Origin of the sequence: Aquamicrobium sp. LC103 (assembly GCF_001014615.2) — a bacterium.
Taxonomy (GTDB): Bacteria; Pseudomonadota; Alphaproteobacteria; order Rhizobiales; family Rhizobiaceae; genus LBCQ02.
Window position 1 is genome coordinate 31,455 of sequence record NZ_LBCQ02000018.1, and the last position, 24,292, is coordinate 55,746.

Below are 24,292 nucleotides of genomic sequence, written 5' to 3' on the forward strand. Positions count from 1 at the left end.
CGGCACCGTCGCGAGAGAGCACCATGCAAGCGAGAGAATCCAGCGTCTTCGATCTCTTCTCGGAGATTTACACCAGCGCGGCACAGGAGGAGATGAGCCTCCAAGAATATCTGCTAGCATGTCGCGATGACAAATCCATGTACGCCACCGCCGCCGAGCGGATGGTCGATGCGATCGGAGAGCCCACCCTAATCGATACCAGCGGGGATGAACGTCTCGGCCGCATCTTCGCCAACAGGACGATCAAGCTCTATCCGTCCTTCGCAGATTTCTACGGAATGGAAGACACGATCGAGCGGATCGTCGGCTATTTCCGCTACGCGGCCCAGGGCCTGGAGGAACGCAAGCAGATCCTCTACCTGCTCGGACCGGTCGGCGGCGGCAAATCCTCCCTCGCCGAAAGTCTCAAGAAGTTCATGGAACAGCGGCCGATCTACACCCTCATGGTGGGCGGCAAGATCAGCCCGATCTTCGAATCGCCGCTCGGCCTGTTCCATCCCGAGCGCATGGCGGACCTCCTGGAAGACAAATACGGTATCGCAAGGCGCCGGCTCACGGGCCTGATTTCGCCGTGGGCGGCAAAGCGCCTCGACGAGGTCAACGGCGACATATCGAAGTTCAGCGTCGTAAAGATGATGCCTTCTCGCCTGCGCCAGATATGCATCGCAAAGACCGAGCCCGGCGACGAGAACAATCAGGACGTTTCCTCGCTGGTCGGCAAGGTGGACATCCGCCAGTTGGAGAACTACAGTCAGGCCGACCCTGATGCCTATTCCTACAGCGGCGGCCTGAACCGCACCACCCAGGGCCTCCTGGAATTCGTCGAGATGTTCAAGGCGCCGATCAAGGTGCTGCATCCGCTGCTCACCGCCACGCAGGAGGGGAACTACAACGGCACCGAGAATTTCGGCGCGTTTCCCTATCAGGGCATCGTCGTCGCCCACTCCAACGAATCGGAATGGCTGCACTTCAAGAACAACAAGAACAACGAGGCCTTCCTCGACCGCATCCTGGTCGTCAAGGTGCCTTACTGCCTGCGCGCCACGGAAGAGAAGCAGATCTACGACAAGCTGCTTCGCGAAAGTGAGCTGGCGGAAAATCCGTGCGCTCCGGAAGTGCTGGAAATCCTCAGCCGCTTCACCGTCTCGACGCGCCTTTCCGAGCACGAGAACTCGCCGCTCTTCACGAAGATGCGCGTCTATGACGGGGAGAACCTGAAGGACGTCGATCCCAAGGCGAAGTCGGTCCAGGAATACCGCAACGCCGCCGGCGTCGACGAGGGAATGACGGGCGTCAGCACGCGCTTCGCCTTCAAGGTGCTGTCGGAGACCTTCAACTACGATACGAAGGAAGTCGCCGCCGATCCCGTCCATCTCATGTACATCCTGGAGCAGGCGATCCGGCGCGAGCAGTACCCGAAGGAGGTCGAAACATCCTATCTCGACTTCATCAAGTCGGAGCTGGCCGCGCGCTACGCAGAGTTCATCGGCCACGAGATCCAGAAAGCCTATCTGGAATCCTATAGCGAGTATGGCCAGAACCTCTTCGACCGCTACATCGCCTATGCGGACGCCTGGCTGGAAGACCAGGATTTCAAGGATCCGGATACCGGCCAGATCCTGAATCGCGAGATCCTCGACAGCGAACTCTCGCAGATCGAGAAGCCGGCCGGCATCGCCAATCCCAAGGACTTCCGCAACGAGGTGGTCAAATTCACGCTGCGTGCCCGTGCCAAGAACCATGGCCGCAACCCGTCATGGACGAGCTATGAAAAACTGCGCGAGGTGATCGAAAAGCGCATGTTCGGCCAGGTCGAGGATCTGCTGCCGGTCATCAGCTTCGGCTCGAAGAAGGACACCGCCACCGAGAAGCAGCACGCCGAATTCGTCCAGCGCATGACCGGCCGCGGCTACACCGAGCGGCAGGTCCGCCGCCTCGTCGATTGGTACATGCGGGTGAACAAGGCAGGTTGAAAATGCGGACGTGCAGGTTGACCAATGCCGAATTTCATCGATCGGCGCCTTAACCCGCAAGACAAGAGCCTGGGCAACAGGCAGCGTTTCCTGAAACGAGCGCGGGAAGAGCTGAAACGCGCCATCAAGGAAAAGATCAAGTCCGACAAGATTGCGGATGTCGGCGGCCGGCACAGCGTGGCGATGCCGATCCGCGATACAAACGAGCCGAGTTTCCAAAGCGCGCGCGGCAGCGGAGAAAGGCAGTTCATTCTGCCCGGCAACAAGGAGTTCGTGCCGGGCGACCGGCTCCCGAAGCAAACGGGCGGCGGCGGTGCCTCGGGCACCGGGGCCGGGATCGGCGGAAGCGAGGACGATTTCCAGTTCGTGCTGTCGCGCGACGAGGTTCTCGACCTTTTCTTCGAGGATCTCGAGCTTCCCGACATGGTGAAGCTCAATCTCAAGGAAACCGTGGCCTTCAAGTCGCGCCGCGCCGGCTTCGCGACGACCGGCACTCCGACCAACATCAATGTCGGCCGCACGATGCGCAACAGCTATGGCCGCCGCATTGCGCTGCATCGGCCGAAAAGATGGCAGGTGGAAGCGCTGGCGAGCGAGATAGAGAAGCTGGAGGGCGGGGAAAAACCCGAGGCCGCCCGCAAGCGGCTCAAGGCGTTGCGCGAGGAGATGGAAAGGCTGGAGCGACGGCGCAAGCGCATTCCCTATGTCGACCCGGTCGACGTCCGCTTCAATCGCTTCGAGGCACAGCCCCTGCCCAATGCGAGCGCCGTCATGTTCTGCCTCATGGACGTTTCGAGTTCGATGGGCGAACGGGAGAAGGATTTAGCCAAACGCTTCTTCGTGCTTCTGCACCTTTTCCTGAAGCGCCGCTACGAGCGTATCGACATCGTCTTCATCCGCCACACGCACGAGGCGCACGAGGTCGACGAGGAAACCTTCTTCTATTCCACGCAAAGCGGCGGCACGGTTGTCTCCACGGCGCTCGAGGAAATGCTGCGGATCATCGCCGAGCGCTATCCGTCGAACGAATGGAACATCTACGCCGCCCAGGCCTCGGACGGCGACAACATGGCCGGCGATTCGGAAGGTTGCGCGTCGCTCCTTCAGGCGCAGGTGATGCATCTTTGCCAGTATTACGCCTATGTGGAGATCATCGACGAACGCGAGACCGAAATCTTCGGCATGACCGACAACGGTACCTCGCTATGGCGGTCCTACCGCACGGTGACCGAGAAATGGCAGAATTTCCAGATGACCAGGATCGCGAAGCCCGCGGATATCTATCCGGTCTTCCGCAGCCTCTTCGCAAAACAGTCGACTGTGCAGTTGCGTAGCTGAACGGCGGTGGCATGAATTCGGGTTCGACCTCAACTCTTCTGTTTCAGGGCTCGGACTGGAACTTCGAGAAGATTTCCCGCGCCTATGATGCGATCGAGAAGATCGCTCTGGATGAATTGAAGCTCGACGTCTATCCGAACCAGCTCGAGATCATCTCGTCCGAACAGATGCTCGACGCCTATTCCTCGGTCGGCATGCCGCTGATGTATCAACACTGGTCCTTCGGCAAGCGTTTCGTCTTCGAGGAGCATACCTATCGCAAGGGCCTGCGCGGACTTGCCTACGAACTGGTCATCAATTCCAATCCCTGCATCACCTATCTGATGGAGGAGAACACGATGGCCATGCAGACGCTGGTGACGGCGCACGCGGCGTTCGGCCACAACCATTTCTTCAAGAACAACTATCTGTTCCAGCAATGGACGGACGCCAGCGCCATTCTCAGCTATATGGAGTTCGCCAAGAAATACATCGCCAAATGCGAGGAGCGTCACGGCTCGGCGGCGGTGGAGGCGATTCTCGATTCCGCTCACGCGCTCATGGAGCAAGGTGTCTTCCGCTACCGGCGTCCCCCTCGCCTGTCCTCTGAGAAGGTTCGCGAACGCACCCGCGACAGGCTGGAATACGAGGAGCAGACCTACAACGATCTCTGGAGGACGCTTCCTTCGGCGGCGGACGGCGATTCCGACGGGGCCGAACGAGACGCGCAGGAACGCAAGAAAAAGCTCAATCTTCCGGAAGAGAACCTGCTCTATTTCCTCGAAAAGACCAGCATGATCCTCGAGCCCTGGCAGCGGGAGATCCTGCGGATCGTGCGTGTCATCGCCCAGTATTTCTACCCGCAGCGGCAGACCAAGGTGATGAACGAGGGATGCGCCACCTTCGTCCACTACACGATCATGAACAGGCTTTTCGACCAGGGGAAGATCAGCGAAGGGGCCATGCTGGAAATCCTGCAGAGCCATTCGAGCGTGGTCTTCCAGCCGGCTTTCGACGATCCGCGTTTCCCCGGCATCAATCCTTATGCCCTGGGCTTCGCGCTGATGCAGGACATCGAGCGGATCTGCACCGAGCCCACATCCGAGGATCGCGACTGGTTCCCGGGCATCGCCGGCGGCGGCGATTGGCGTGACACGCTGCTCGACGCATGGGCCAACCATCGGGACGAGTCCTTCATCCTGCAGTTCCTGAGTCCCGCCCTGATCCGAAAATTTCGCCTGTTCAAACTGACCGACCAGGCGAACCAGAATTTCTGCGAGATTTCCTCGATCCACAATGAAAGCGGCTATGAGGAAATACGTGCCGCACTCGCGCGCAGCTACGATATCGGCGCGAACCAACCAGACATCCAGGTCGTCGATGTCGACCTGCTAGGAGACCGCCAATTGCGGCTGCAGCACAACGTCAAGAACGGCGTGCTCTTGGACGAAGGCAGCCGAGACGAGACCCTGCGCCATATCCGCCATCTATGGGGGTACGATGTCAGCCTGACCGGCATGGATGCCGAGACCGGCACGACGATGTACGAATGCTCGACCAAGCAGACCGCAGCTTAGGGAAGCGGCTTTTCCCGCACCCGCCGCTTCGCCCTTGAAGTCGATACCGGTCTCGGTCTATAGGCTCCCTGGGGCAATTGGGGGCTGAAAATGCGCGACAAGCTGGAACAACTTTCGAGGAAGCTGCGGGAAGAGCAGAAGGCTCTCATCCTGGCCGCCGCCCAGACGTCGACCCTTCCGAGCAACAGCACGCTCAAGCGGGTGGCGGAGCTCGAGCTCAACATCGCGGCCATCGAAAATACGCTGGCCGAAGAGCGGGCTTAACGCTCCTCGCCTGGCCGCCATTTCGAGAAAAAGCCGGCTCGTCCAGACCGCGCTCGTCGCCGGCTACCCTTTTTACTTGTCAGCGTCTCCTTCCTGCCCATTTTCGGTTGTCTGTTCGCGCAATCCGAGACGGACCAAGAGGAGAAGTCATGCCCCTCGCCGACCGCCTGGTGGCGTTTTCCCTGATGCTCGCTCCGGCAAATGCCGCTTTCGCGCAATCCGCTATGCAATTTCCCGACGCATCCGAGACGGTTCCCGAACTCGTCGAATTGTGGGATCAAAGCAATTCGACATGCCGCGGGGCAAATGGCGGGGATGTGAGGGTGGCCGCGGCCTGCCTGTCGCGGTCGGTCTACGGCGTGGCGATCAATGAACGAAACTGGTGCCTCGGGAAAGACGGCCAGGCCAACGCCGAGATGGTGTGGCATGAATGCGAGACGGATTCGCTGCGTTTTCCCCCGTTCGACGTCCCCGAACTCTGACTTGATTACCCACGGCAAATGTGGTGCCTGAAGGCATGCGAAGATTCTGCCTTTCGGTGCTTCTGTTGCCGATCGCCCTCTCGCCCGCCAACGCATTGGACGCGAGGTTGAAATCCGGACTTATGAAACTCGATCCCGATACGAGGCTCGAGCAGAGGTGCGATGTCGAGGTTCTCGAGCGCATCCGGCAGGAGAACAGGAACTACGCGCCGGATCGGGTGGTCGCCTACGCCACCGGCACGCCCAGGCTGGAAGGCGACGAGATCAGGACGCGTGGGGCCGCTTTCCGCAGCAAGGGCCAGTGGTACCGGCTGCGGTTCAAGTGCCAGACGACGCCGGATCATATGACGGTCGTCGCCCTTCGCTACAAGATCGGAGACCTCATCCCCACCGAGGATTGGGACAAATACTATCTTTGGCCTTGACCTCCCCCGAGGCCAGCTTCCGAGATGTGCCGGCGATCGCCTCACCCTTCCTCGAAGCCGGTCAGAACGCCGACCGCGTTGACGCCGATTTCCTCCACCGCATAGCCGCCCTCCATCACGAAAAGCGTCGGCAGGCCGAGTTCCGCGATGCGTCGCCCGATTTTCGGATAATCCTCGCTGACGAGCTTGAAATGGCTGATCGGGTCCCGCTCGAACGTATCGACGCCGAGAGAGACGATCACCACGTCCGGACCGAACGCCGCGAGCTCGTTGCAGGCTGCGTCGAGCGATGCGCTCCACTCCTTCCAGCTCGTGCCGAAGGGCATCGGATAGTTGATGTTGAAGCCTTCACCCTCGCCTTCTCCCCTTTCGTCGGCATGGCCGAGGAAAAACGGATATTCGTCCATCGGGTCGCCGTGGAGGTTGAGAACCTGCACGTCGGAACGCGCATAGAATATCTGCTGCGTGCCGTTGCCGTGATGATAGTCGACGTCGAGGATGGCGACGCGCCTGGCGCCCTGGTCGCGGAACCATTGCGCCGCGGTCGCGGCATTGTTGATGAAACAGTAACCGCCCATGAAGTTCGAACCGGCATGGTGGCCGGGCGGACGGCAAAGCGCGAACACCGCGCGCTCGCCGGCCTTGACGAGGCCCGCCGCGGTCAGCGCGGTGTCGTGCGAGGATTTGACCGCGTCCCAGGTGCCTTTCACGAAAGTCGCGCCCGCGTCGAATGAATAGTAGCCGAGCTTGGCTTCGATCGCCTTCGGCGGAACATCGCCGCGCAGCCCGCGCGTCGGCCACGTGAACGGCATCGCCGTGCCCGTGCGGCCCGACCTCTCCCATTCCGGATAGACCGTCGGCAAAAAGTCGATGTAGTCGGGACTGTGCACCTTCCTGGCGGTCGTCAGTTCGTGCGCGTCCGGTTCCTGCACCGGCCCGAGCCCGACGGTGTCGATGCGTTTCCTGATGATTTCCGCGCGCGACGGCTTTTCGAAGGCCGGCACGATCTCGCCGGCGACGAGCTCCACATTTCCCGCATGACCGGCGTGGCGCGGTGAAAAGACTGTTTTCATGATGTCCCTGCTCTGGCTCCGTTTCGTCGGAGCCTAGCGTTCGCCGCGTAGACGAGGCAAGACCGTCCGCGTCTCGCCGAGACACTGGGTCAAAGACTATTGCGCCTGTGGCCTGTCGCCTGCAATTTTTCAGCGGTGGTAGCCTGCTGGAAAAAAGGGGAAGCAGGAATGACCTTCGCCGATCTCATCGTCACCAATGCGCGGATCCTCACCATGGACGAGGGCAATCCCCGCGCCGAGGCGCTGGCGGTGAAGGACGGCGAGATCGCGGCGGTCGGCAAAGCCGGCGAGATAGAGCCGATGCGCGGCCCGGATACGCGCGTGATCGACGCCGGCGGCGCTTCCGTCCTTCCGGGCTTCATCGAAAGCCACATCCACCTCTTCATGGGAGCAGCCGAGCTGGTTCACCTGCAGCTTTTCGGCGTGAAGGGGTTCGAACGTCTCAGGGAAACCGTGCAGGCCTATGCCGCCACACGCCCCAATGACCGCGTCCTCTTCGGCCAGGGCGCCGACTACACGATACTCTCCGAGAACGAGACGCTGACCCGTCATCACCTCGACCGCATCGTCGCCGATCGGCCCGTGGCCCTCGTCGCGCCCGATCACCATACGATGTGGGCGAATACGAAGGCGCTCGAGATGGCCGAACTGCTTCGCGGCAGGAAGCTCAATCCCGGCAACGAGATCGTGATGGGCGCCGACGGGCTCGCGACCGGCGAATTACGGGAATCCGAAGCGATGACGCCGGTCGTCAGGCTTGCGGGCGAAAGTCGCGTGCGCCTCGGCATCCAGACGGGCGGCGAACCGGTCACGCCGCCTTCGAAGGAAGGGTGGGAGGCCGACAAGGAGATCATGCGCCGCGGCCTCGCCTATGCGGCCGAGCACGGCATCACTTCCTTCCACAACATGGACGGGAACTTCTATCAGCTCGAAATCCTCGCCGAGATCGAGAAGGAAGGCGGCCTCCTCTGTCGCGCGCAGATACCTTTCCATTTCAAGAAGCCGATGACGCTTGCCGATCTCGAAAAGGCGTCGCGGATGGCCGAGCGCTACGACGGTGAATGGGTCTCGTCGGGCATGGTAAAGGTCTTCATGGACGGCGTGATCGATTCCGGCACCGCCCATATGGTCGAGTCCTATGCCGATCGTCCGGACTGGCGTGGGGAACCCTATTTCAGCGACGCGGAATTCGCCGAACTAGCCACCGAGATCGACCGGCGCGGCCTGCAGATCGCGGTGCACGCGATCGGCGACGCGGCCGTGCGCACCGTGCTCGACGGCTACGAGGCCGCGCGCGAGACGAACGGTACCCGCGACAGCCGGCACCGCATCGAGCATATCGAGGTCACCACCAAAGAGGATGTGCCGCGCTTCGCCGAGCTCGGCGTCATCGCCTCCATGCAGCCTCCCCATCCTCCCGGCTCCATGGGGCTGCCGCTCGAGCCGACGCTTTCCAAGATCGGGCGCGAGCGCTGGCATCTCTCCTATGCCTGGCGGACGATCAGGAATACCGGCGCGCATGTCGTCTTCGCTTCCGACTGGCCGGTATCACCGGTCGATCCGATCGCGGGCATCCAGGCGGCAATGCTGCGCAAGCCTTGGGCGGAGGGGCTGCCGGATCACAGCTTCTCGCTTCACGAGGCGATCGCCGGCTATACGGTCGAGGGCGCCTACACGCAGTTCATGGAGCACCGCAAGGGCAAGCTGAAGACCGGCTATCTCGCTGACATCGTTGTTCTTTCGGGCGATATGGAAGCGACCGCCGCGGAGGATCTGCATGATATCCGCCCGGTCTTCACCATCTGCGGCGGCAGGGTGACCTATGCGCGCTAGAGCCCGGCACATGGATTGGGCGTCCGCACTGGAGAATCGCGATCTCTGATCATCATCATAGTTGCCAAGGCTTGACGCATATGGTGACATCCATCGGGGAACAGCACGCCGCGACATCGAATGTCGGCACAACAATCGGGGCGTAGATGCCGGAAAAACCGGACAGAAGTGCGATCGAAATCCGCAATGTCAGCAAGATCTTCGGGTCTGGTGACGACCAGGTAAAGGCCCTCGACAACGTCTCCGTCGACATCAGGGAAAACGAGTTCTTCACGCTTCTGGGCCCGTCCGGCTGCGGAAAGACGACGCTTCTCAGACTGATCGCCGGCTTCGACTTCCCGACCGAGGGCGAGATCAGGCTTCACGGCGAGGACATCGCCCCGCTGCCCCCTTTCAAGCGGCCGGTCAACACCGTCTTCCAGAACTACGCGCTGTTTCCGCATATGACGGTCGCGCAGAACATCGCCTTCGGGCTCGAGATGCTCGGCCGTCCGAAACAGGAGATCGAGGCGCGGGTCGCGGCCATGCTCAAGCTGGTCAAGATGGAGCAGCTTCGCAACCGCAAGACCAGCCAGATTTCCGGCGGCCAGCAGCAGCGCGTGGCGCTCGCCCGCGCGCTCGCCCCGCAGCCGAAGGTGCTGCTTCTCGACGAGCCGCTCTCGGCGCTCGACTACAAGCTGCGCAAGGAGATGCAGATCGAGCTGAAGCGGTTGCAGGGCGAAACGGGCATCACCTTCATCTTCGTCACCCACGACCAGGAAGAAGCGTTGACCATGTCCGACCGCATCGCCGTGATGTCGGCCGGCAGGATACTCCAGGTCGGCTCGCCCTGGGAAATTTACGACCATCCGGCGGAACGCTTCGTCGCCGATTTCATCGGCGAGACCAATTTCCTCACCGGAACGGTGAAGGAAGCCGGCAATGGCCGCGCGCGCCTGCTGCTCGGCTCCGGGGCGGAAATCGCCGCCAGCGCGGCCTCCGATTTCAAGCCGAATGCCGAGGCGACGCTGATGGTGCGCCCCGAGCACGCCAAGCTGGTCAAGGGCAAGGGCGACCTCGGCGGAACGGTGCAGAACATCGTCTATTTCGGCACCGACACGCACATCCATGTCCGTCTCGATGGCGGCGAGATGTTCATCGTGCGCCAGCAGAACGCCCGCAGCGCCGGCTGCGGCTTCGAGGAGGGCGAGAAAGTCGGCGTCAGCATCGGCGACGACGCCGCGCAAGTTCTGAGAGACTGAGGATGTCGAGCGCAAGCGAAGTCGCCGACGCCGCCGAACGCAAGGATGTGAGAGGCCGCTGGCTGCTTTCGCTGCCTGCGCTTCTCATCATCGGCATCGCCTCGGTCTTCCCGCTTCTCATCGTCCTCGTCTATTCCTTCCTGAAGCCTGGCTCCTATGGCGATGTCGTCTGGCAGTTCTCGCCGGATGCCTGGGTCGGCGTCCTCTTCCAGCGGGACATATTCGACGGCACGTTGTCGATCGCCGACGCGCATCTTTCGATCTTCTGGCGCTCCGTGCGCCTATCGCTGATGACCACGGTGCTGGCGCTGATATTGGGCTTCCCGACGGCGTACTTCATCGCCACGCGCCCGGAGCGCACGCGTGCCATCTGGCTCTTCCTGATCACGATCCCGTTCTGGACGAACCTTTTGATCCGCACCTTCGCGATACAGGAGGTGATCCGCAACGAGGGCGTCGTCAACGGCCTGCTGATGAAGCTCGGCGTCATCTCCTCGCCGATACAGATGATGTTCACGGATTTCGCGATCATGATCGGCATGGTCTACGTCTATTTCCCGCTCATGGTGCTGCCGCTCTATGCGAGCATGGAAAAGCTGGATTTCCGTTTGGTGGAGGCCGGATACGACCTCTACGCGACGCGGCTCAAGGTGCTTTGGCGCATCATCATTCCAATGGTGAAGCCCGGCATCATCGCCGGCTCGATCCTGGTGTTCATCCCCTCGCTCGGCGCCTATGTCACTCCGCGCGTTCTGGGTGGCGGCAGGAACCTGATGCTCGGCAATCTGATCGAGCTGCAGTTCGGGCAGGGTCGCAACTGGCCGCTGGGTGCCGCACTTTCGATCACGCTGCTCGTCATCGTCATGGCGGCGCTGCTCATCTATGTGCGCAAGGCCTCGAACGGAGGCGCGCACCATGGATAAGACCTTCTCCATCCAGCGCATGCCCGGCTTCGCGACCATCGCGCTGTTCTGTTTCGCGCTCCTCTATCTGCCGATCGCGACGCTGGTCGTCTTCGCCTTCAATGACGGCTCGTCGATCGTCATGTGGGAGGGACTGTCCCTGCGCTGGTTCCGCCAGGCCTGGAACAACAGTCAGGTGATCGACGCGTCGATACGCTCGCTGCAGATCGCCTCGGTCGCGGCGGTCCTGGCCACGATTGCCGCGACGATGGCCGCGATCGCCACGACACGAACGCGAAGCTATCGCGGCCTCACCTTCAAATACGCCTTCATCAACCAGCCGCTGATGGTGCCCGAGATCGTGACGGCCGTCGCGCTCCTGGTGCTCTTTTCCCGCATCAAGGTGATGACCGGCTATTCGGGTCTCGGCTATCTGATCCTCGCGCACACGGCGTTTTGCATTCCCTTCGCCTACCTGCCGATCCGGGCAAGGCTCGAAAGCATGGACCTGTCGCTCGAGCGGGCCGCGGCCGATCTCTACGCCACGCCCTGGAAGACGTTCCGGCGCATCACACTGCCGCTGTTGTGGCCCGGCATTCTCGCCGGCTTCATGCTGGCATTCGTCATCTCGCTCGACGACGTGGTGATCACCGAATTCGTCAAATCGGCGGGACAGGATACGCTGCCGACCTATATGCTCGGGCAATTGCGGCGCGTGGTGACACCCGAGATGAACGCGATCTCGACCGTCTTCCTGCTGATATCGGTCGCGATCGTCACCTTGTTCTTCCTCATCAGCAGAAGGAAAGTCTAGGTCGGCTGCAAGCATGTGGCGGATCTTGCCTAAACAGGAGTCGAGACATGAAACGAACGACGACGATCACCGCGCTGGCCGCCATTCTTCTCGCGACAACCGGGCTTGCCCGCGCCGAAGGCGAACTGAACATCTTCAACTGGGGCAACTACACCAATCCGGACCTCATCAAGAAGTTCGAGCAGCAGTTCGACGTCAAGGTCACAGTCACCGATTACGATTCCAACGACACGGCGCTCGCCAAGGTCCGCCAGGGCGGACACGGCTTCGATATCGTCGTCCCCTCGGCCAGCGTCATTCCGGTGTGGATCAATGACGGCCTGCTGCTCGAGGCCAAGCCAAACGAGATGGAGAACTTCAAGAATGTCGATCCGCGCTGGGTCGACGTGCCGTTCGATCCCGGCCGCAACTATACCGTCCCGTGGCAATGGGGAACGACCGGCGTTTCGGTGAACACCGCCGACTACAAGGGCGACATCAACACGTCCGCGATCTTCCTTGATCCGCCGGAGGAACTGGTGGGCAAGATCAACGTCATCCCCGAGATGATCGACGTCATGCACATGGCGATCCACTATGCCGGCGGCGAGTACTGCACCGGCGATCTCGAAGTGCTGAAGAAGGTCCGCGACAAGTTCGTCGAAGCCAAGCCGAAATGGATCTCGATGGACTACGGCAATATCGAGAAGATGGCCAAGCGCGACTTCCTCGCCACCGTCAACTGGAATGGGGCGTCGCTGCGCATGCGCCAGCAGAACCCGGACATTCACTATGGCTATCCGAAGGAAGGCTATCCGATCTGGATGGACAACGTCGCCATCCTCAAGGACGCCAAGAATGTCGAGAACGCCAAGCTGTTCATGAATTTCATCATGGATCCCGAGAACGCCGCCCTCATTTCGGAATTCGCGAAATACGCCAACGGCATCAAGGGCTCGGAAAAGTTCATGTCGGAGGAACTGTCCACCGCGCCGGAGATCATCATACCTGAGGAGTTCGTCGCGGCCGGAAATTTCAGCCAGACCTGCCCGCCGGAAGTAATGGAGCTCTACACCCGGATATGGACGGAAATTCAGAAATAACGCTTCCCACGGATCCTCGATCTCGAACGAAGAAAGCCCCGCAACGCGGGGCTTTCTCTTGTAAAATCACCGAGATCAATGACGGGAGAGCCAGCTGTCGATCTCCCTTTCCGCTTCCTCCTCGGCCTTGCCGTAACGAGCCTGAAGGCGGCCGGCGAGCTGCTTGCGGTTGCCCTTGATCACGTCGAGATCGTCATCGGTGAGCTTGCCCCACTGGGTCTGGACCTTGCCCTTGAACTGCTCCCAATTTCCTTCGATCTGATTCCAGTTCATCTGAAACTCCTTCGGTACGTTGCGACGAAATCGGCTCTGCAGGAACAACGTGCATTCGTAAGCAGGGTTCCGACGCGAAACCGGAAAGCCAGCGCAAGCACTGGAAAAGCCGTCACTTCAATCCTTGTTGACTTGACCGTGAGCCGCGCCCTCTCACTTGTGCGCCCGACAGATCGAAAAGGAGAAAGACTTGACTGACACGGCCTCTTCTTCAGGTGCGCGCAACGATCGCCGCCTGCTCATTCCAGCACTCGGCGGGATCTATTCCTCGCTGCATGACAGCGCCGAGACGATCCTCCGCGTCGTGGCCGGCCTCGCGCTGGTGACCCATGGAATGGGTAAGATCTCCGACCCGTTCGGCGCCGTGGGAATGGTCGAAAGCCTCGGCTTCTATCCGGGCGTGTTCTGGTCGCCGCTTCTCGCAGCCACCGAATTCTTCGGCGGCATATTGATCGCGCTCGGCCTTTTGACCAGACCCGCCTCCTTCGCGGCGCTCATCGTGCTCCTGGTCACCGTTTGGTTCCACTGGATCACGATGGAACAGGGTTATTCCGGCGCGGAGAAATCGATCCTGTGGTCGGCGGTCTTCCTTTACTTCGCCGTACGCGGCGGCAACCGCCATTCGCTGGACGCGCGTTTCGGACGGGAATTCTAAACCCGCGTCGCGAGCGTCCGGCAGCCGCGATCTCGGACACCGTTCAGCTATAGCTGCGCGGGAAGGTCGATATCGCCCGCGAGGCGGTCACCACTCCATGTCGAAGCGCGGTCTTGAGATTTGCGCCTGAGACAAGCGATGCCATGAACGCGGCGTTGAACGTGTCACCCGCCCCGACGGTGTCGATCACCCGCACGGCCGGCGCCTCGACGGCGATTTCTCCACCCGCATGGAAGGCGCGCACACCGCGCGCGCCTTCCTTGACCACGAGCGTCTGTCGAGGCCGCAGGCCGGATGCGATCCGCCTTGCAGCGTCGTCGTCGCCGCGTGCATAGCCCGCGGCCTCCTCGGAATTGAGGAGCGCGAAGTCGGCCAACCGCAGCCAGCCGCCCATCAGCTCGACGGTTTCCCCGGTCCAACCCTGCGGCGGCCAGCCGGGATCGATCGCGGTCAGCCAGCCCCTCCCCGACAACTCGGCAAGCAGCCTTTCGGTGCCTGCGCATATTTGCGGCATGAGGAACCCGCCAGAGACGATTGCCATGGCACCTTCGCGAGGTGCCGCCGGCAATCGGGCGACAAGGTCGTCAAGCGGCGCTTTCTGAAGATGTCCCGGCGTCGTGAAGAAGGCGCGGTCACCGCCCTTGTGCACGATGCCGACCGTGATCGTCGTATCGCAATCGTCGATAAGCCAGTCGCAGCCATCCGACGCGAACTGCCCGCGCAGCCAGGTGCCGTTCGGATCGTTGCCGGTGGAAGCGAGGAGGCGGTGCGCAACGCCCAGGCCGGCGAGCGCCAGCGCAGAGTTGCCGGCCGAGCCGCCCGGCCGCATCTCGCTGCGCTCCACCATGATCTCGGTGCCGACCGCGGGCCAGCCGTCGACCTCGCCCAACACGAGATCGACATTGACGTTGCCCAGCACCAGAATGGACGGAACCGCGGCTCCCATCACCGTCAGCGACCGCGCGCGACCGGCGGAACATAATCCTCGAGCTCGGGCGCGGGGAAGTTCACCGTCTGGCCGGTCTCCGCCGAACGGTAGAGGCCCATCAGGATTTCCACCACCGCGAGGCCGTCGTGGAAGGTTTCCAGCGGCGTCTCTCCGTTGCGGAAACACTCGACCATGTGGCGGTTCTCGTCCGTATAGCCGTAGACACCCGCCTCGTCCTCCAGCACCGGCATCAGGCCCTGCTCGGCATTCTGCTTCTCGACCAGGTCCTCGCCTTCCGAGCCGGTGACCTCGCGTGACATGAAGACTTTAAGTCCGGTTGCCAGAGAATTGAATTCCATCGCATATTCAGGACCGAGAAGCTCGAGTTGGATGCGAAGCCCCGCCCCCACATACGCCCAGGAGGTGGTCGCCTCGATCATCAGCTCGTTGCCTTCATCGTCTTCGAGCGCAACCGTGCCACGGGCGAAGTCCTCGGAGGGGCGGTTGCGGTAGTCGACCTCGGCGCCGTAGCGACGCTTCAGCTGGTCGGCATAGGCGGGCCGCGTCCATTTCAGGTTCGCCACGGTGCCGTTGACGGCCTTCACCTTGAGCGAGCCGCGCGGCGCGCCGGGCGCGGTGAGCAGGTGCCGGGCGACCTCCACGCTGTGGCACATCATGTCGGAGAGCACGCCTCCGCCCTGCTTGTCGCCCTGCCAGAACCATGGCTCGTGCGGGCCGGAATGCTCTTCCGCCGCGCGCGCCAGATAGGGCCTGCCGGTGGCCGACGCCGCACGCCGCCAGATGATCTCCTTGCCGCGCAGCACCGGTGTGGCAAACACCTGGTTCTCCAGATAACCATGGTTCAGCCCGGCGTCCTCGGCGAGGCGCAGCATCTCGCGTGCCTCCGAAACGGTGCGCGCGAGCGGCTTTTCGCAGGCGACGGCAAAGACCTTGCTGCGCCCGGCCTTCACTTCGGCATGGATGATCCGCATCGTGTCGAGCCGCGTGTAATTGGGCGAGAGTATCCAGATAGCGTCGATGTCTCCCGCCTGCAGTATGGCTTCGAGGCTCTCATGGGTCCGGCAATCGCCGAGGCCGAGTTCCGCGACGGCGTCGGCAAAACGCCGACGCTTCTCCGCGCTGCGGCTGTAGACACCGGTCACGTCGACGTTGCGCACACCCACCATGGATTTGAGATGGAAATGGGCGATGAAGCCGGAGCCTACGAATCCGACACGCAATCTTTCCTTGGGCAAACCGGTCATGGTTCACGCTCTCCCTGTTTTCTGTCGTTCAGTTCTTCGGCGGTGCCGTCGTGCCACGCAGCTTGAGCGTGGTCGGCAGGATAAGTGGTTCCGCCGGCCCATCCCCGCCGGAAAGCATGTCGAGCAGCGCCGTCATCGCCTCCCTGCCGATCTCGGCACGTGGCTGGCTGATCGTGGTCAGCGGCGGATAGAAGGCTTCGCTGAGATAGAGATCGTCGAAGCCGACCACGGAAACATCGCCCGGCACGTCGCGGCCGAGCCGGCGCAGTTCGTGAATGACGCCAAACGCCATCTCGTCGTTGGCGACGAATATCGCGGTGGGCGGCTGCGGCAGCTCGAAGAGGCGCCGGCAAAGCTCCTGCCCGGTACGCAGCAGATAGTCCCCGCGCTGCTCGTAGCCTTCTGGAATTGAAAGGCCGGCCTTCGCCATCGCGCCGCGGTACCCTTCCAGCCGCCGCACCGACATCGCCTCCGGCAGAGGTCCGGCAATATGGGCGATGCGTCGATGGCCGAGTTCGACCAGATGGCGCACCGCCTGGCCGGCGGCCGCGGCATTGTCGATCTGCACATGCGGGAAGCCGGACCCTTCGATCATTTCCAGCGCCACCACTATCGGCAGATCGGCGGAGATTTCCGAATGGCTGCCGGGCTTCGAAGGCAGCTTCCCGGTCATGAGGATCATGCCGTCGGCATGCCCGTCGCGCAGCATGTCGAAATATTCGATCTCCCGGTCGGGGTCGTTCTCGGTATTGCCCATCAGCACGGAGTAGCCGGCCGCGCGCGCCGCCGCTTCCACCCCCTTCATGATCTCCAGGTAGAACGGATTGCCGACGTCGCGCACCACCATGAGAACGGCCATCGCGCGACGTGTGCGCAGATTTCGCGCGCTGACATTCGGGCGGTAGTTCAGCTCCTTTGCCGCTTCGCGCACCCGCGACAATGTCGGCTCGGCGACGAGGCCGGTGTCGGCCAGCGCGCGCGAAACCGTCGCCGGAGAAACGCCGAGCCGCTGCGCGATGTCCTTTATCTTCGGCCGTTCGCTCATGCCCGCATTGCCCGTCCGCGCCCGTAGAACAGCATCAGCACCAGAAGCGTGGCGCCGAACACCATCTGCCTGCCGGACTCGTCGATATTCACGGTGGTCAGGATACTCTGCAGGATGACGAGCAGCACCGCGCCCGCCATCGTGCCGGTGTAGCCGCCCTTGCCGCCCGCCAACGGCGTGCCGCCGAACACCACGGCGATGATCGAGGGCAGCATGTACTGTTCGCCGACATTGGCGAAGGACGAGCCGGAATAGCCGAGCAGGCAGATGCCGGCGATGGCGGCGAAAATACCGGACAGCATGAAAAGCGCGATGCGCACGCGCTTGACCGGCACGCCGGCCATGTAGGCGGCCTGCTCATTCGAGCCGATCGCGTAGATGCGGTGGCCGAACACCGTGCGATGGAGAATGAAGGCCATGACGAGGCCGATCGCAATCCACAGCCAGATGATCCCGGGCAAGCCGAGCAGGAACGGCCGCGTGACGAATTCGGAAAGCGCCGGCGCCGCCCGGCCGGAGGGTATGCCCTGTCTGATGACGACGAGCAGGCCTTGCAGCACGCCGAGCATGCCGAGCGTCATCACCAGCGGCGGAATGCGGAGCAGCGTGACGCCGAGGCCGTTGAGCAGACCGAAGAAGGCGCCGGTCGCCACACAGGCGAGGATCGCCAGCGGAATGCCGGAATCCATCCCGCTCATCAGATTTCCGGCGACGATGGCGGAGAGCGAGACGACCCCGCCGACCGAAAGATCGATGCCCTCGCGCCCACCGAGGATGACGAGGTTCTGTCCCGCGGCGACGATGCCGAGAAGCGCAGCCACGATGAGAAGACGCAATATCTGCTGGACAGAGGCAAAGCCCGGCGACAGCGCCTCGCCGAGGAAAAGCAGCACCACGATGAGCGCGATCGCGACGACCAGCGGCTTGCGCACCATTTCGAGAAGCATGTTCCCGCTCATGCGCGCGCCCTCCGTCCGACCAGAATGCCGGCCATGAGCGCGAGCAGGATGGCAAGTCCTTGCACGAGGTTCTGCCATTCCGACGGCGTGCCCATGAAATAGACCAGCGAGCTGATCAGCCCTATGATCAGCGCGCCGATGACGGAGCCGACGACGGTGCCGAAGCCGCCTGAAAGGGCGCTGCCGCCGAGGACCACGGCGGCAACCGCCGAGAGCGTCATCTTGCCCCCGACGAGCGGGTCGCCGCTCGCCGTGTCGCCGGTGACGCAGAAAGCGGCAAGCGCGGCGAAGAGGCCGCAGAGCGCATAGCCCTTCATGCGGATCGCCGTCACCGGCAGGCCGCTCTGGAAGGCGCCCTGCGCGTCGTCGCCCACCGCCAGGAGCTGCGTGGCAAGGCGCGTGCGGGCGAGCAGGTAGAGCAGGACCGCCAGCACGACGACCACATAGAACACGAAAGGAATTTCCGCGAAGCGCCCTCCATAGGTGCGCCAGAAGGCTGCCGGGGCGGGCGCGCCGGCGACCGGCAGCACGTAGAGCGCCAGCCCGGTGAAGAAGATGCTGGTGGCGAAGGTCGCGACGATCGCCTGCAGCCGGAAGGCCGCCACCACGATGCCGTTGATGATGCCGCAGGCAAGGCCGACGCCGATGCCGACCGCCATGGCGCCCAGCACAGGCAGCGCCTCGCCGCCCCATTGCTGCATCAGGACGATGATGGTGACGTTGACGAGCGAGACGATCGCACCGACCGAGAGATCGATGTCGCCGGCATAGACGACATAGGTCTGCGCGACGGCGAGCAGCATCAGCGGCATGTAGGTCTTGAGGAGCCCCGTGATGCCGACGAGCCCGATGCTGCGCGGCTGATAGAAACCGTTGAGGGCGAAGAGCACGACGAGAATGACCAGCGCCGGCAGGAACGGAAAGCGCTCGAACAGTCGCTTCAGCCCGCTCGTCTTCCTGGGGATGAGTGTCGCTTCGGCAGCCATCACGCGGCCTCGTATGCGGCGTGGTAGAGATTGTAGCGCGTGCGGTCCGCGCCGGTGAGTTCGCGGGTCACGGACCCTCCGTTGAAGACGAGGATGCGGTCGGCATTGTTGAGAAGCTCGGCATCCTCCGAGGAGTAGAGGACGATCCCCATGCCCTCCTCCGCGAGCTTGCGGATCAATGCGAAGAGATCGGCCTTGGCCGAGAGGTCGATACCCTTGGTGGGATCGTCGAGAAGCAGAATGTCGGGCCGGTCGATCAGCCAGCGCGCGATCACCACTTTCTGCTGATTGCCGCCCGACAGCGAGTTGATCGGATGGGACAGCGTCGCGAACTTGGTGTGCAGCGCCTCGAGCGCCCGCAACGCCTTGTCGCGCAGGGCAGACGGCCGGGCGATCGTCAGCCGGTTGCGCAGATAATGTATGGGCGTGACGTTCTCGATGATCGGTCGGCCCTGGATGACGCCGTCACGGCCGCGGTCCCCCGACACATAGGCGACACCACGGCGGATCGCATCGCGCGGCGTGCGGGCGGCCAGCCGCTCGCCCTTGAGCATGATTTCTCCCGCCGAGACCAGGCCGGCGCCGAATATCGCGCGCAACACGGAAGACTGGCCCTGCCCGTGCAGCCCGCCGAAGCCGAGGATCTCTCCCCTCGCGACCTCGAAGCCGATATTGACAAAGCCCGGCCCCGAAAGGCCGCTCACCGACAACAACACCTCACGGGTGGTCGTTCTCGCCTGCTCGGGCTCGGGCGTCTGTGGAGCAAGCTCGTCCTGTTCGCCCACCATCAGCCGCACCACCGCGGCAGGATCGGTTTCCGCGATGCGGGAAGTGCCGACGGTCTCGCCGTCGCGGATCACCGTCACCCGATCGCCGATCGCGAAGATTTCGTCCATGCGGTGCGAAATGAACACCATGGCGCGCGCCTCTTTCTTGAGGTCGCGCAGGATTTCGAAGAAACGGTCGACCTGGGCGCGGTCGAGGGCCGAGGTCGGCTCGTCGAAGATGAGAACCGGTGCCTCGCTGGCGAGCGCCTTCATGATCTCGACGAGTTGCCGCTGGTCGGCACGCAGGCTATTGACGGGGGCGTCGGCCGAGAACCCCTCGCCTGCAACGTCCTCGAACAGCCTGACATAGCGCGCCGCCCTTTCTTCCAGCGTGACCTTGTCGACGAAGACACCCGCACTGACCGGCATGTCGGGAAGGCAGATGTTCTCCGCCACCGTGCGATGCGCGGCGAGGCTGAGTTCTTGGTAGAAGATGCCGATGCCGAGCGCGCGCGAGGCCTGCGGGCCCGACACTGCCACCGGCTTGCCGTCGAGCAGCACCTCGCCGCTGTCGGGACGCACGCTGCCGGCGACGATCTTGCAGAGCGTGCTTTTGCCCGACCCGTTCGAGCCGATCAGCACATGCACCTCGCCGCTTTCGATCTCGAGGTCGCCGCGCCGTAGGGCAACCGTGGCGCCGTAAGCCTTGCTCACGCCGCTCAATTTCAGCTTTGGCATCGGATTTTCCTCTTCAGGACCAGTCCGGCGGCACGAGACCGATCATGGACCTCGCGCCGCCGGCTCGTGAAGAGCCTACTTGAAGAGCGCTTCGGCGTCTTCGATCGAAAGCTGGCTGGTGTAGGAATAGTAGCCGGGCTTTCCTTCGACGGCCTTCGCGGCTTCTTCGAGATTGCTGGAATCGATGAACGGGATAGGCAGGTACATGGCGTTGCCATACTGCCCCGCCGTCGCCGGTTCCTTGAGCTCGCGACCGTCCAGCATGAGAACGGCGACGTTCAGCGCGCTCGCCATCACGCCGGGCGGGTTCACGGACGCGCCGGAATTCAGCTTGTCGGAAACCCACAGGTCGATGAAGTCCTTGCGGATTTCGCCGGTGGCCGCGATGTCGCCGGTCTTGCCCGCATCCATGATCGACTTCCAGGCGCCGGCGGCCATGCCGTCCTGCACCCAGACACCATTGATGTCCGGGTAAGTAGCGAGCAGGTTCTGCATCGCCTGCTGGCCCTGCGCCTGATCCCAGTTGGCGTTCACCTCGTTGACGACCTTGATCTCGGGATATTCGGCGAAGACCTCGCGATAGCCGGCAACGCGCATCTCGTTGGCCGGGTGCCCCGCAACGCCGTTGATCGCGACCACGTTGCCCTTGCCTTCCAGCGTTTCGGCCAGCCACTTCGCGCCGGCCGCACCCCACGCCTTCTGATCGATGCCGACATAGATCGCGTCGGGCGAGGAGACCTCGGCATCGGTCGAGATGACGAGGATGCCGGCTTCCTTGGCCTGGGCGAAGACCGGATCGAAGGCCGTCGGGCTGTTGGGGTTTATGATGATCGCATCGACGCCTTCATTGATGAAGTTGCGGACATGGGCAATCTGCCCCGGCACGTCGACATTGGCGCTCTGCACCACGACCTCGACATTGTGGCCCTTTTCCTTCCAGGCTGCGGCGGCGGCCTGTGCTTCCTCGATCATCTGCGTGCGCCATTCGGAGCCCACCCAGCCGTTCGAAAGCCCGATCTTGAAGTCTGCGGCACTGGCGGAAAACGCCGTGACGGCGATCGCCGCCACGGTCGAAAGTGCGAGTGCAGTCAATTTGCGCATTCTATCCTCCCATATGAAAAGCGTTGTGAAATCGACTGTAATCAGAAAATGAAATCGATTTCAATCCGGCTTTTCGGTCAAAAACACGCGAGCCGCGCTTGCGGATCGCGTGGTTTGTCCCAGACGGGCCTCCAAGGCTCCCGGAGAAAGTGGCTAGGCAGCGACGCCCCTCGACGAACGCGCGCTGACGAAGCCCTGCAGGGCGGCAAGCGCGCGTTCCGTCACCTCCGCGATCTTTGCGTCGGAGCTCAATTGCGGCTCCTGCCGCGCAAGCTTTCGCAGATTGCCGGCGGCGCGATGCGCGAGCACGCTGTTCACCGGCTTTGCCAGCACGCTCCTGCTCAGGCGACCCGAGCGGCCGTTCGGATCGCCCCTGCCCCCCGACATGCCGACCCACAGCTCCATCAGGCTGGAAGGCTGCAGCGCGTGATGTCGCACCTGAAGCGACAGCGCGCCGGACCAGTCCTGCCACTTCTTGTGGTGACCCGGATTGATCGGCAGAGCGGCGATCCAGGGCGTGCGAAGCGCGTCCGCGACGATCGCGCCGTGCATCGCCTCGGTGATGAGCACGCGCGTGCCGCGCAGCTCGGAGATGACCTTCTCGACCGGATCGGTCGGATCGATCAGCCGAACTCCCGCCAGCCGGCAGGCCTCGCGCCACAGCCCGCGATCGAGGCTCTCGTAATGCGGCATGAAGCCTACGTCGATCGGATCGGAGGCTGCGGGAAGATCGAGCGCACGCAGGAGGATCGCCGAATCGCAGATCGCCTTTTCAGGCGGCAGGTTGAGCCTTTCCGCCGTGCGGGGGCCGCGCACGAAGACGACATCCCACGAACCGTCATGGACGTCGGGAGCGCCGGTATAGCCGGCATAGCCGGAGCCGAGAACATATTTGCGCGGCTGCTTCGGGTAATTGTCCCAAAGGATCGAACCGATACCGATGAACAGCTCGTTCTCGTCTTCGTCGAGAAAGCCCTCGGGAAGCAGCCCCTGCCACATGTAGGTGTTCAGTTCGTCACCGAAATTGGCGACGTGGTCCTTGAAATAGATGAGCTTCATGGGGCAACGGGCCTCCGTTTGAGGAACAGGCGGCTTGCCTGAAGAAGCCGCCGGTGGGCAAAGGCGGCAAGCACGACGATATAGACCGCGGCTCCGCCGGATATTTGTGCAGCGAGGGTTTCGACCAGGCCGTATCCGTCGGTGTAGCCGCGGATCGTGAAGACGGCCGCGAGCATGGCGAGGCTCGCGACCGTGGGCGCGACGAAGGCGGCGAGATAGGTGACCGCGTCGGTTTTCAGCAGCCTGAGCGTCATCCAGACCGTTGCCGGCCAGAGCAGGAAGGTCTTGGCCGCAAAGGCGAAGGCGACGACCGTGATGCCGTAGCGATGGAAGAGCAGGACGACCAACGCCGTCGCTGCCTGCTGGGCGATCTGGTAGTACATCCACCACGAGACCCGCCCCTGGCTGTTGATCAGCGAGGACTGCAGAAGGCCGATGCAGGTGAGCAGGCCGACGAGGCAGAAGGCCTGCAGCGCCGGCACGGCCTCCAGCCAATGCGGGCCGAAGACCAGCGGCACGAAGTCGGTCGCGACAGCGGCAAGGCCGACGAAGATTGGAAACGACATCGCCGAAGAGGCGAAGGTCGCGAAGAAGAAAGTCTCGCGCAGCTTCTCCTCCTCGCTCTGCATGGAGGAAAGCACGGTGAAGGAAACCATCTTCAGGGCGCCGCCGATGAGGTCGCTCAGAAGCTGGTGGATGCGCCGCGCGAAGCTGAAAATGCCGAGCGCGGCCGTTCCGAGCAGCGCCCCGATGAGAAGCTGGTCGACGCTCACCATCTGCAGGATTCTATGGCCGGAGGCGAACATGCCGTAGCGGGTCACCTCGCGAAGCGCAGCATTGTCGAAGCTGAAGGACGGCCGCCATCTGACGGAAAGCACCGAACCGGCGCAGGCGGCCGCCGATGCCGCGAGTTGCGAGATGGCGAGCGCCCACAGGCCGTAGCCCAGGAAGAGCAGGGCAAGGCAAACGGCGGCCGCGACAAATGACGCGATCGTCGTGCGCATCGCCAGCTTGTTGAACGACATCGACCGCGCAAGGAGCGAGTTCGGCACGATCGCCGCCATGTCGAAGATCACGCGCAGCCCGATGACGGCCAGAAGCGGCCGCAGGCCTTGTTCGCCAAGCAGGGTTTCGAGCCAGGGCGAGGACGCCAGAAGCATGCCATAGATCACCAGCGCCGCGACGAGGCACAGCCAGAAAACGGCGTTGAGATGCCTCGCCTCGATGTCCTGGCGCTGCACCAGCGCCTCGCCGAAGCCGCCCGGTCCGAAGGCGCTGCCGAGCATGGTGATGCTGGCCGCCAGCGCCACCAGCCCGAATTCGGCCGGCGAGAGATAGCGCGACGTGATCGCGAACACCGCGGCCGCCACGGCCGCGGGCGCGAAGCTGTTGAGCGCCGCCCAGAAGATGCCGCGCATGGCAGCCTGCGCACGGCCGGTGCGCAGATGGGCGAACTCCGCCTTCTGCTCCCCCTCTTGCGCATTGGTGCGGTCAAGCAACAGCGTTTCCTTCAGGCGCCTCGCCGGCTGGCGG

23 protein-coding genes are annotated in these 24,292 nt (G+C 62.9%); 12 read left to right on the plus strand and 11 right to left on the minus strand.

The features are described 5' to 3' along the window. The first annotated feature begins 23 nt into the window (after window positions 1-23). From XW59_RS27615 to XW59_RS27635, 6 genes are all read left to right on the plus strand, one after another. Entirely contained in the window at window positions 24-1,973 is a 1,950-nt protein-coding gene (locus tag XW59_RS27615; protein ID WP_047148890.1) for a PrkA family serine protein kinase, read from the plus strand. Between the two features lie 24 nt (window positions 1,974-1,997). Then, entirely contained in the window at window positions 1,998-3,311 is a 1,314-nt protein-coding gene (locus XW59_RS27620; protein WP_047148889.1) for a YeaH/YhbH family protein, read from the plus strand. An 11-nt stretch (window positions 3,312-3,322) separates the two neighbouring features. Next, entirely contained in the window at window positions 3,323-4,867 is a 1,545-nt protein-coding gene (locus XW59_RS27625) for a SpoVR family protein (protein WP_047148888.1), read from the plus strand. Between the two features lie 90 nt (window positions 4,868-4,957). Continuing rightward, window positions 4,958-5,131, plus strand: a complete 174-nt coding sequence (locus XW59_RS29470) for a hypothetical protein (protein ID WP_170990241.1) — start codon at window positions 4,958-4,960, stop codon at window positions 5,129-5,131. A 149-nt stretch (window positions 5,132-5,280) separates the two neighbouring features. Continuing rightward, window positions 5,281-5,613: a hypothetical protein gene (locus XW59_RS27630; protein ID WP_047148887.1), complete on the plus strand. Its 333-nt coding sequence runs from the start codon at window positions 5,281-5,283 to the stop codon at window positions 5,611-5,613. Between the two features lie 35 nt (window positions 5,614-5,648). After that, on the plus strand, window positions 5,649-6,038 hold the full coding sequence (locus XW59_RS27635; protein ID WP_047148886.1) for a DUF930 domain-containing protein: 390 nt from the start codon (window positions 5,649-5,651) through the stop codon (window positions 6,036-6,038). A 41-nt stretch (window positions 6,039-6,079) separates the two neighbouring features. On the opposite strand, the gene XW59_RS27640 is transcribed toward XW59_RS27635, so the two are convergent. Then, window positions 6,080-7,111, minus strand: a complete 1,032-nt coding sequence (locus XW59_RS27640; protein ID WP_047148885.1) for a histone deacetylase family protein — start codon at window positions 7,109-7,111, stop codon at window positions 6,080-6,082. A 168-nt stretch (window positions 7,112-7,279) separates the two neighbouring features. Between XW59_RS27640 and XW59_RS27645 the strand changes: the two genes are divergently transcribed. The 5 genes from XW59_RS27645 to XW59_RS27665 all read left to right on the plus strand — a co-directional run bounded on the left by XW59_RS27645 (window position 7,280) and on the right by XW59_RS27665 (window position 12,983). Then, complete coding sequence (locus XW59_RS27645; protein WP_047148884.1) at window positions 7,280-8,944, plus strand: amidohydrolase; 1,665 nt, start codon at window positions 7,280-7,282, stop codon at window positions 8,942-8,944. A gap of 146 nt (window positions 8,945-9,090) precedes the next feature. Continuing rightward, window positions 9,091-10,185 (plus strand): ABC transporter ATP-binding protein, encoded by a 1,095-nt coding sequence (locus XW59_RS27650; RefSeq protein WP_047148883.1) that lies wholly within the window; start codon window positions 9,091-9,093, stop codon window positions 10,183-10,185. A 2-nt stretch (window positions 10,186-10,187) separates the two neighbouring features. Next, entirely contained in the window at window positions 10,188-11,108 is a 921-nt protein-coding gene (locus tag XW59_RS27655; RefSeq protein ID WP_047148882.1) for an ABC transporter permease, read from the plus strand. Then, window positions 11,101-11,901, plus strand: coding sequence for an ABC transporter permease (locus XW59_RS27660; RefSeq protein ID WP_047148881.1), 801 nt, complete (start codon window positions 11,101-11,103; stop codon window positions 11,899-11,901). Before XW59_RS27655 ends, XW59_RS27660 begins: the two co-directional genes overlap by 8 nt. A gap of 47 nt (window positions 11,902-11,948) precedes the next feature. Further along, window positions 11,949-12,983, plus strand: coding sequence for an extracellular solute-binding protein (locus XW59_RS27665; RefSeq protein ID WP_047148880.1), 1,035 nt, complete (start codon window positions 11,949-11,951; stop codon window positions 12,981-12,983). A gap of 75 nt (window positions 12,984-13,058) precedes the next feature. On the opposite strand, the gene XW59_RS27670 is transcribed toward XW59_RS27665, so the two are convergent. Next, window positions 13,059-13,256, minus strand: a complete 198-nt coding sequence (locus XW59_RS27670) for a CsbD family protein (RefSeq protein ID WP_047148879.1) — start codon at window positions 13,254-13,256, stop codon at window positions 13,059-13,061. 190 nt (window positions 13,257-13,446) lie between these two features. Here XW59_RS27670 and XW59_RS27675 point away from each other — a divergent pair, with 190 nt between their 5' ends. Beyond that, window positions 13,447-13,911 carry a DoxX family protein gene (locus XW59_RS27675; protein ID WP_047148926.1) on the plus strand — a complete coding sequence of 155 codons (465 nt, stop codon included), beginning with the start codon at window positions 13,447-13,449 and terminating at the stop codon, window positions 13,909-13,911. Window positions 13,912-13,954: 43 nt separating this feature from the next. On the opposite strand, the gene XW59_RS27680 is transcribed toward XW59_RS27675, so the two are convergent. From XW59_RS27680 to XW59_RS27720, 9 genes are all read right to left on the minus strand, one after another. Continuing rightward, window positions 13,955-14,857: a carbohydrate kinase family protein gene (locus tag XW59_RS27680; RefSeq protein WP_047148878.1), complete on the minus strand. Its 903-nt coding sequence runs from the start codon at window positions 14,855-14,857 to the stop codon at window positions 13,955-13,957. A gap of 5 nt (window positions 14,858-14,862) precedes the next feature. Then, complete coding sequence (locus tag XW59_RS27685) at window positions 14,863-16,104, minus strand: Gfo/Idh/MocA family oxidoreductase (RefSeq protein WP_047148877.1); 1,242 nt, start codon at window positions 16,102-16,104, stop codon at window positions 14,863-14,865. 28 nt (window positions 16,105-16,132) lie between these two features. After that, window positions 16,133-17,149 carry a LacI family DNA-binding transcriptional regulator gene (locus XW59_RS27690; protein ID WP_047148876.1) on the minus strand — a complete coding sequence of 339 codons (1,017 nt, stop codon included), beginning with the start codon at window positions 17,147-17,149 and terminating at the stop codon, window positions 16,133-16,135. Beyond that, a complete protein-coding gene (locus tag XW59_RS27695; RefSeq protein WP_047148875.1) occupies window positions 17,146-18,108 on the minus strand; it encodes an ABC transporter permease in 963 nt (320 codons plus the stop codon). Before XW59_RS27695 ends, XW59_RS27690 begins: the two co-directional genes overlap by 4 nt. Beyond that, window positions 18,105-19,094, minus strand: coding sequence for an ABC transporter permease (locus XW59_RS27700; RefSeq protein WP_047148874.1), 990 nt, complete (start codon window positions 19,092-19,094; stop codon window positions 18,105-18,107). Before XW59_RS27700 ends, XW59_RS27695 begins: the two co-directional genes overlap by 4 nt. Next, complete coding sequence (locus tag XW59_RS27705) at window positions 19,094-20,599, minus strand: sugar ABC transporter ATP-binding protein (protein ID WP_047148873.1); 1,506 nt, start codon at window positions 20,597-20,599, stop codon at window positions 19,094-19,096. The genes XW59_RS27700 and XW59_RS27705 overlap by 1 nt, the downstream gene beginning before the upstream one ends. A gap of 75 nt (window positions 20,600-20,674) precedes the next feature. Further along, on the minus strand, window positions 20,675-21,700 hold the full coding sequence (locus tag XW59_RS27710; RefSeq protein WP_047148872.1) for an ABC transporter substrate-binding protein: 1,026 nt from the start codon (window positions 21,698-21,700) through the stop codon (window positions 20,675-20,677). Window positions 21,701-21,853: 153 nt separating this feature from the next. Further along, entirely contained in the window at window positions 21,854-22,759 is a 906-nt protein-coding gene (locus XW59_RS27715; RefSeq protein WP_047148871.1) for a polysaccharide pyruvyl transferase family protein, read from the minus strand. After that, window positions 22,756-24,258: a lipopolysaccharide biosynthesis protein gene (locus tag XW59_RS27720; protein ID WP_052958559.1), complete on the minus strand. Its 1,503-nt coding sequence runs from the start codon at window positions 24,256-24,258 to the stop codon at window positions 22,756-22,758. Before XW59_RS27720 ends, XW59_RS27715 begins: the two co-directional genes overlap by 4 nt. Window positions 24,259-24,292 lie beyond the last annotated feature (34 nt).

Excerpts from the sequence above, each read along its gene's own strand:
- XW59_RS27615 (WP_047148890.1), top strand. The coding sequence starts at position 24 with ATGCAAGCGAGAGAATCCAGCGTCTTCGATCTCTTCTCGGAGATTTAC.
- XW59_RS27620 (WP_047148889.1), top strand. The coding sequence starts at position 1,998 with ATGCCGAATTTCATCGATCGGCGCCTTAACCCGCAAGACAAGAGCCTG.
- XW59_RS27625 (WP_047148888.1), top strand. The coding sequence starts at position 3,323 with ATGAATTCGGGTTCGACCTCAACTCTTCTGTTTCAGGGCTCGGACTGG.
- XW59_RS29470 (WP_170990241.1), top strand. The coding sequence starts at position 4,958 with ATGCGCGACAAGCTGGAACAACTTTCGAGGAAGCTGCGGGAAGAGCAG.
- XW59_RS27630 (WP_047148887.1), top strand. The coding sequence starts at position 5,281 with ATGCCCCTCGCCGACCGCCTGGTGGCGTTTTCCCTGATGCTCGCTCCG.
- XW59_RS27635 (WP_047148886.1), top strand. The coding sequence starts at position 5,649 with ATGCGAAGATTCTGCCTTTCGGTGCTTCTGTTGCCGATCGCCCTCTCG.
- XW59_RS27640 (WP_047148885.1), bottom strand. The coding sequence starts at position 7,111 with ATGAAAACAGTCTTTTCACCGCGCCACGCCGGTCATGCGGGAAATGTG.
- XW59_RS27645 (WP_047148884.1), top strand. The coding sequence starts at position 7,280 with ATGACCTTCGCCGATCTCATCGTCACCAATGCGCGGATCCTCACCATG.
- XW59_RS27650 (WP_047148883.1), top strand. The coding sequence starts at position 9,091 with ATGCCGGAAAAACCGGACAGAAGTGCGATCGAAATCCGCAATGTCAGC.
- XW59_RS27655 (WP_047148882.1), top strand. The coding sequence starts at position 10,188 with ATGTCGAGCGCAAGCGAAGTCGCCGACGCCGCCGAACGCAAGGATGTG.
- XW59_RS27660 (WP_047148881.1), top strand. The coding sequence starts at position 11,101 with ATGGATAAGACCTTCTCCATCCAGCGCATGCCCGGCTTCGCGACCATC.
- XW59_RS27665 (WP_047148880.1), top strand. The coding sequence starts at position 11,949 with ATGAAACGAACGACGACGATCACCGCGCTGGCCGCCATTCTTCTCGCG.
- XW59_RS27670 (WP_047148879.1), bottom strand. The coding sequence starts at position 13,256 with ATGAACTGGAATCAGATCGAAGGAAATTGGGAGCAGTTCAAGGGCAAG.
- XW59_RS27680 (WP_047148878.1), bottom strand. The coding sequence starts at position 14,857 with ATGGGAGCCGCGGTTCCGTCCATTCTGGTGCTGGGCAACGTCAATGTC.
- XW59_RS27685 (WP_047148877.1), bottom strand. The coding sequence starts at position 16,104 with ATGACCGGTTTGCCCAAGGAAAGATTGCGTGTCGGATTCGTAGGCTCC.
- XW59_RS27690 (WP_047148876.1), bottom strand. The coding sequence starts at position 17,149 with ATGAGCGAACGGCCGAAGATAAAGGACATCGCGCAGCGGCTCGGCGTT.
- XW59_RS27695 (WP_047148875.1), bottom strand. The coding sequence starts at position 18,108 with ATGAGCGGGAACATGCTTCTCGAAATGGTGCGCAAGCCGCTGGTCGTC.
- XW59_RS27700 (WP_047148874.1), bottom strand. The coding sequence starts at position 19,094 with ATGGCTGCCGAAGCGACACTCATCCCCAGGAAGACGAGCGGGCTGAAG.
- XW59_RS27705 (WP_047148873.1), bottom strand. The coding sequence starts at position 20,599 with ATGCCAAAGCTGAAATTGAGCGGCGTGAGCAAGGCTTACGGCGCCACG.
- XW59_RS27710 (WP_047148872.1), bottom strand. The coding sequence starts at position 21,700 with ATGCGCAAATTGACTGCACTCGCACTTTCGACCGTGGCGGCGATCGCC.
- XW59_RS27715 (WP_047148871.1), bottom strand. The coding sequence starts at position 22,759 with ATGAAGCTCATCTATTTCAAGGACCACGTCGCCAATTTCGGTGACGAA.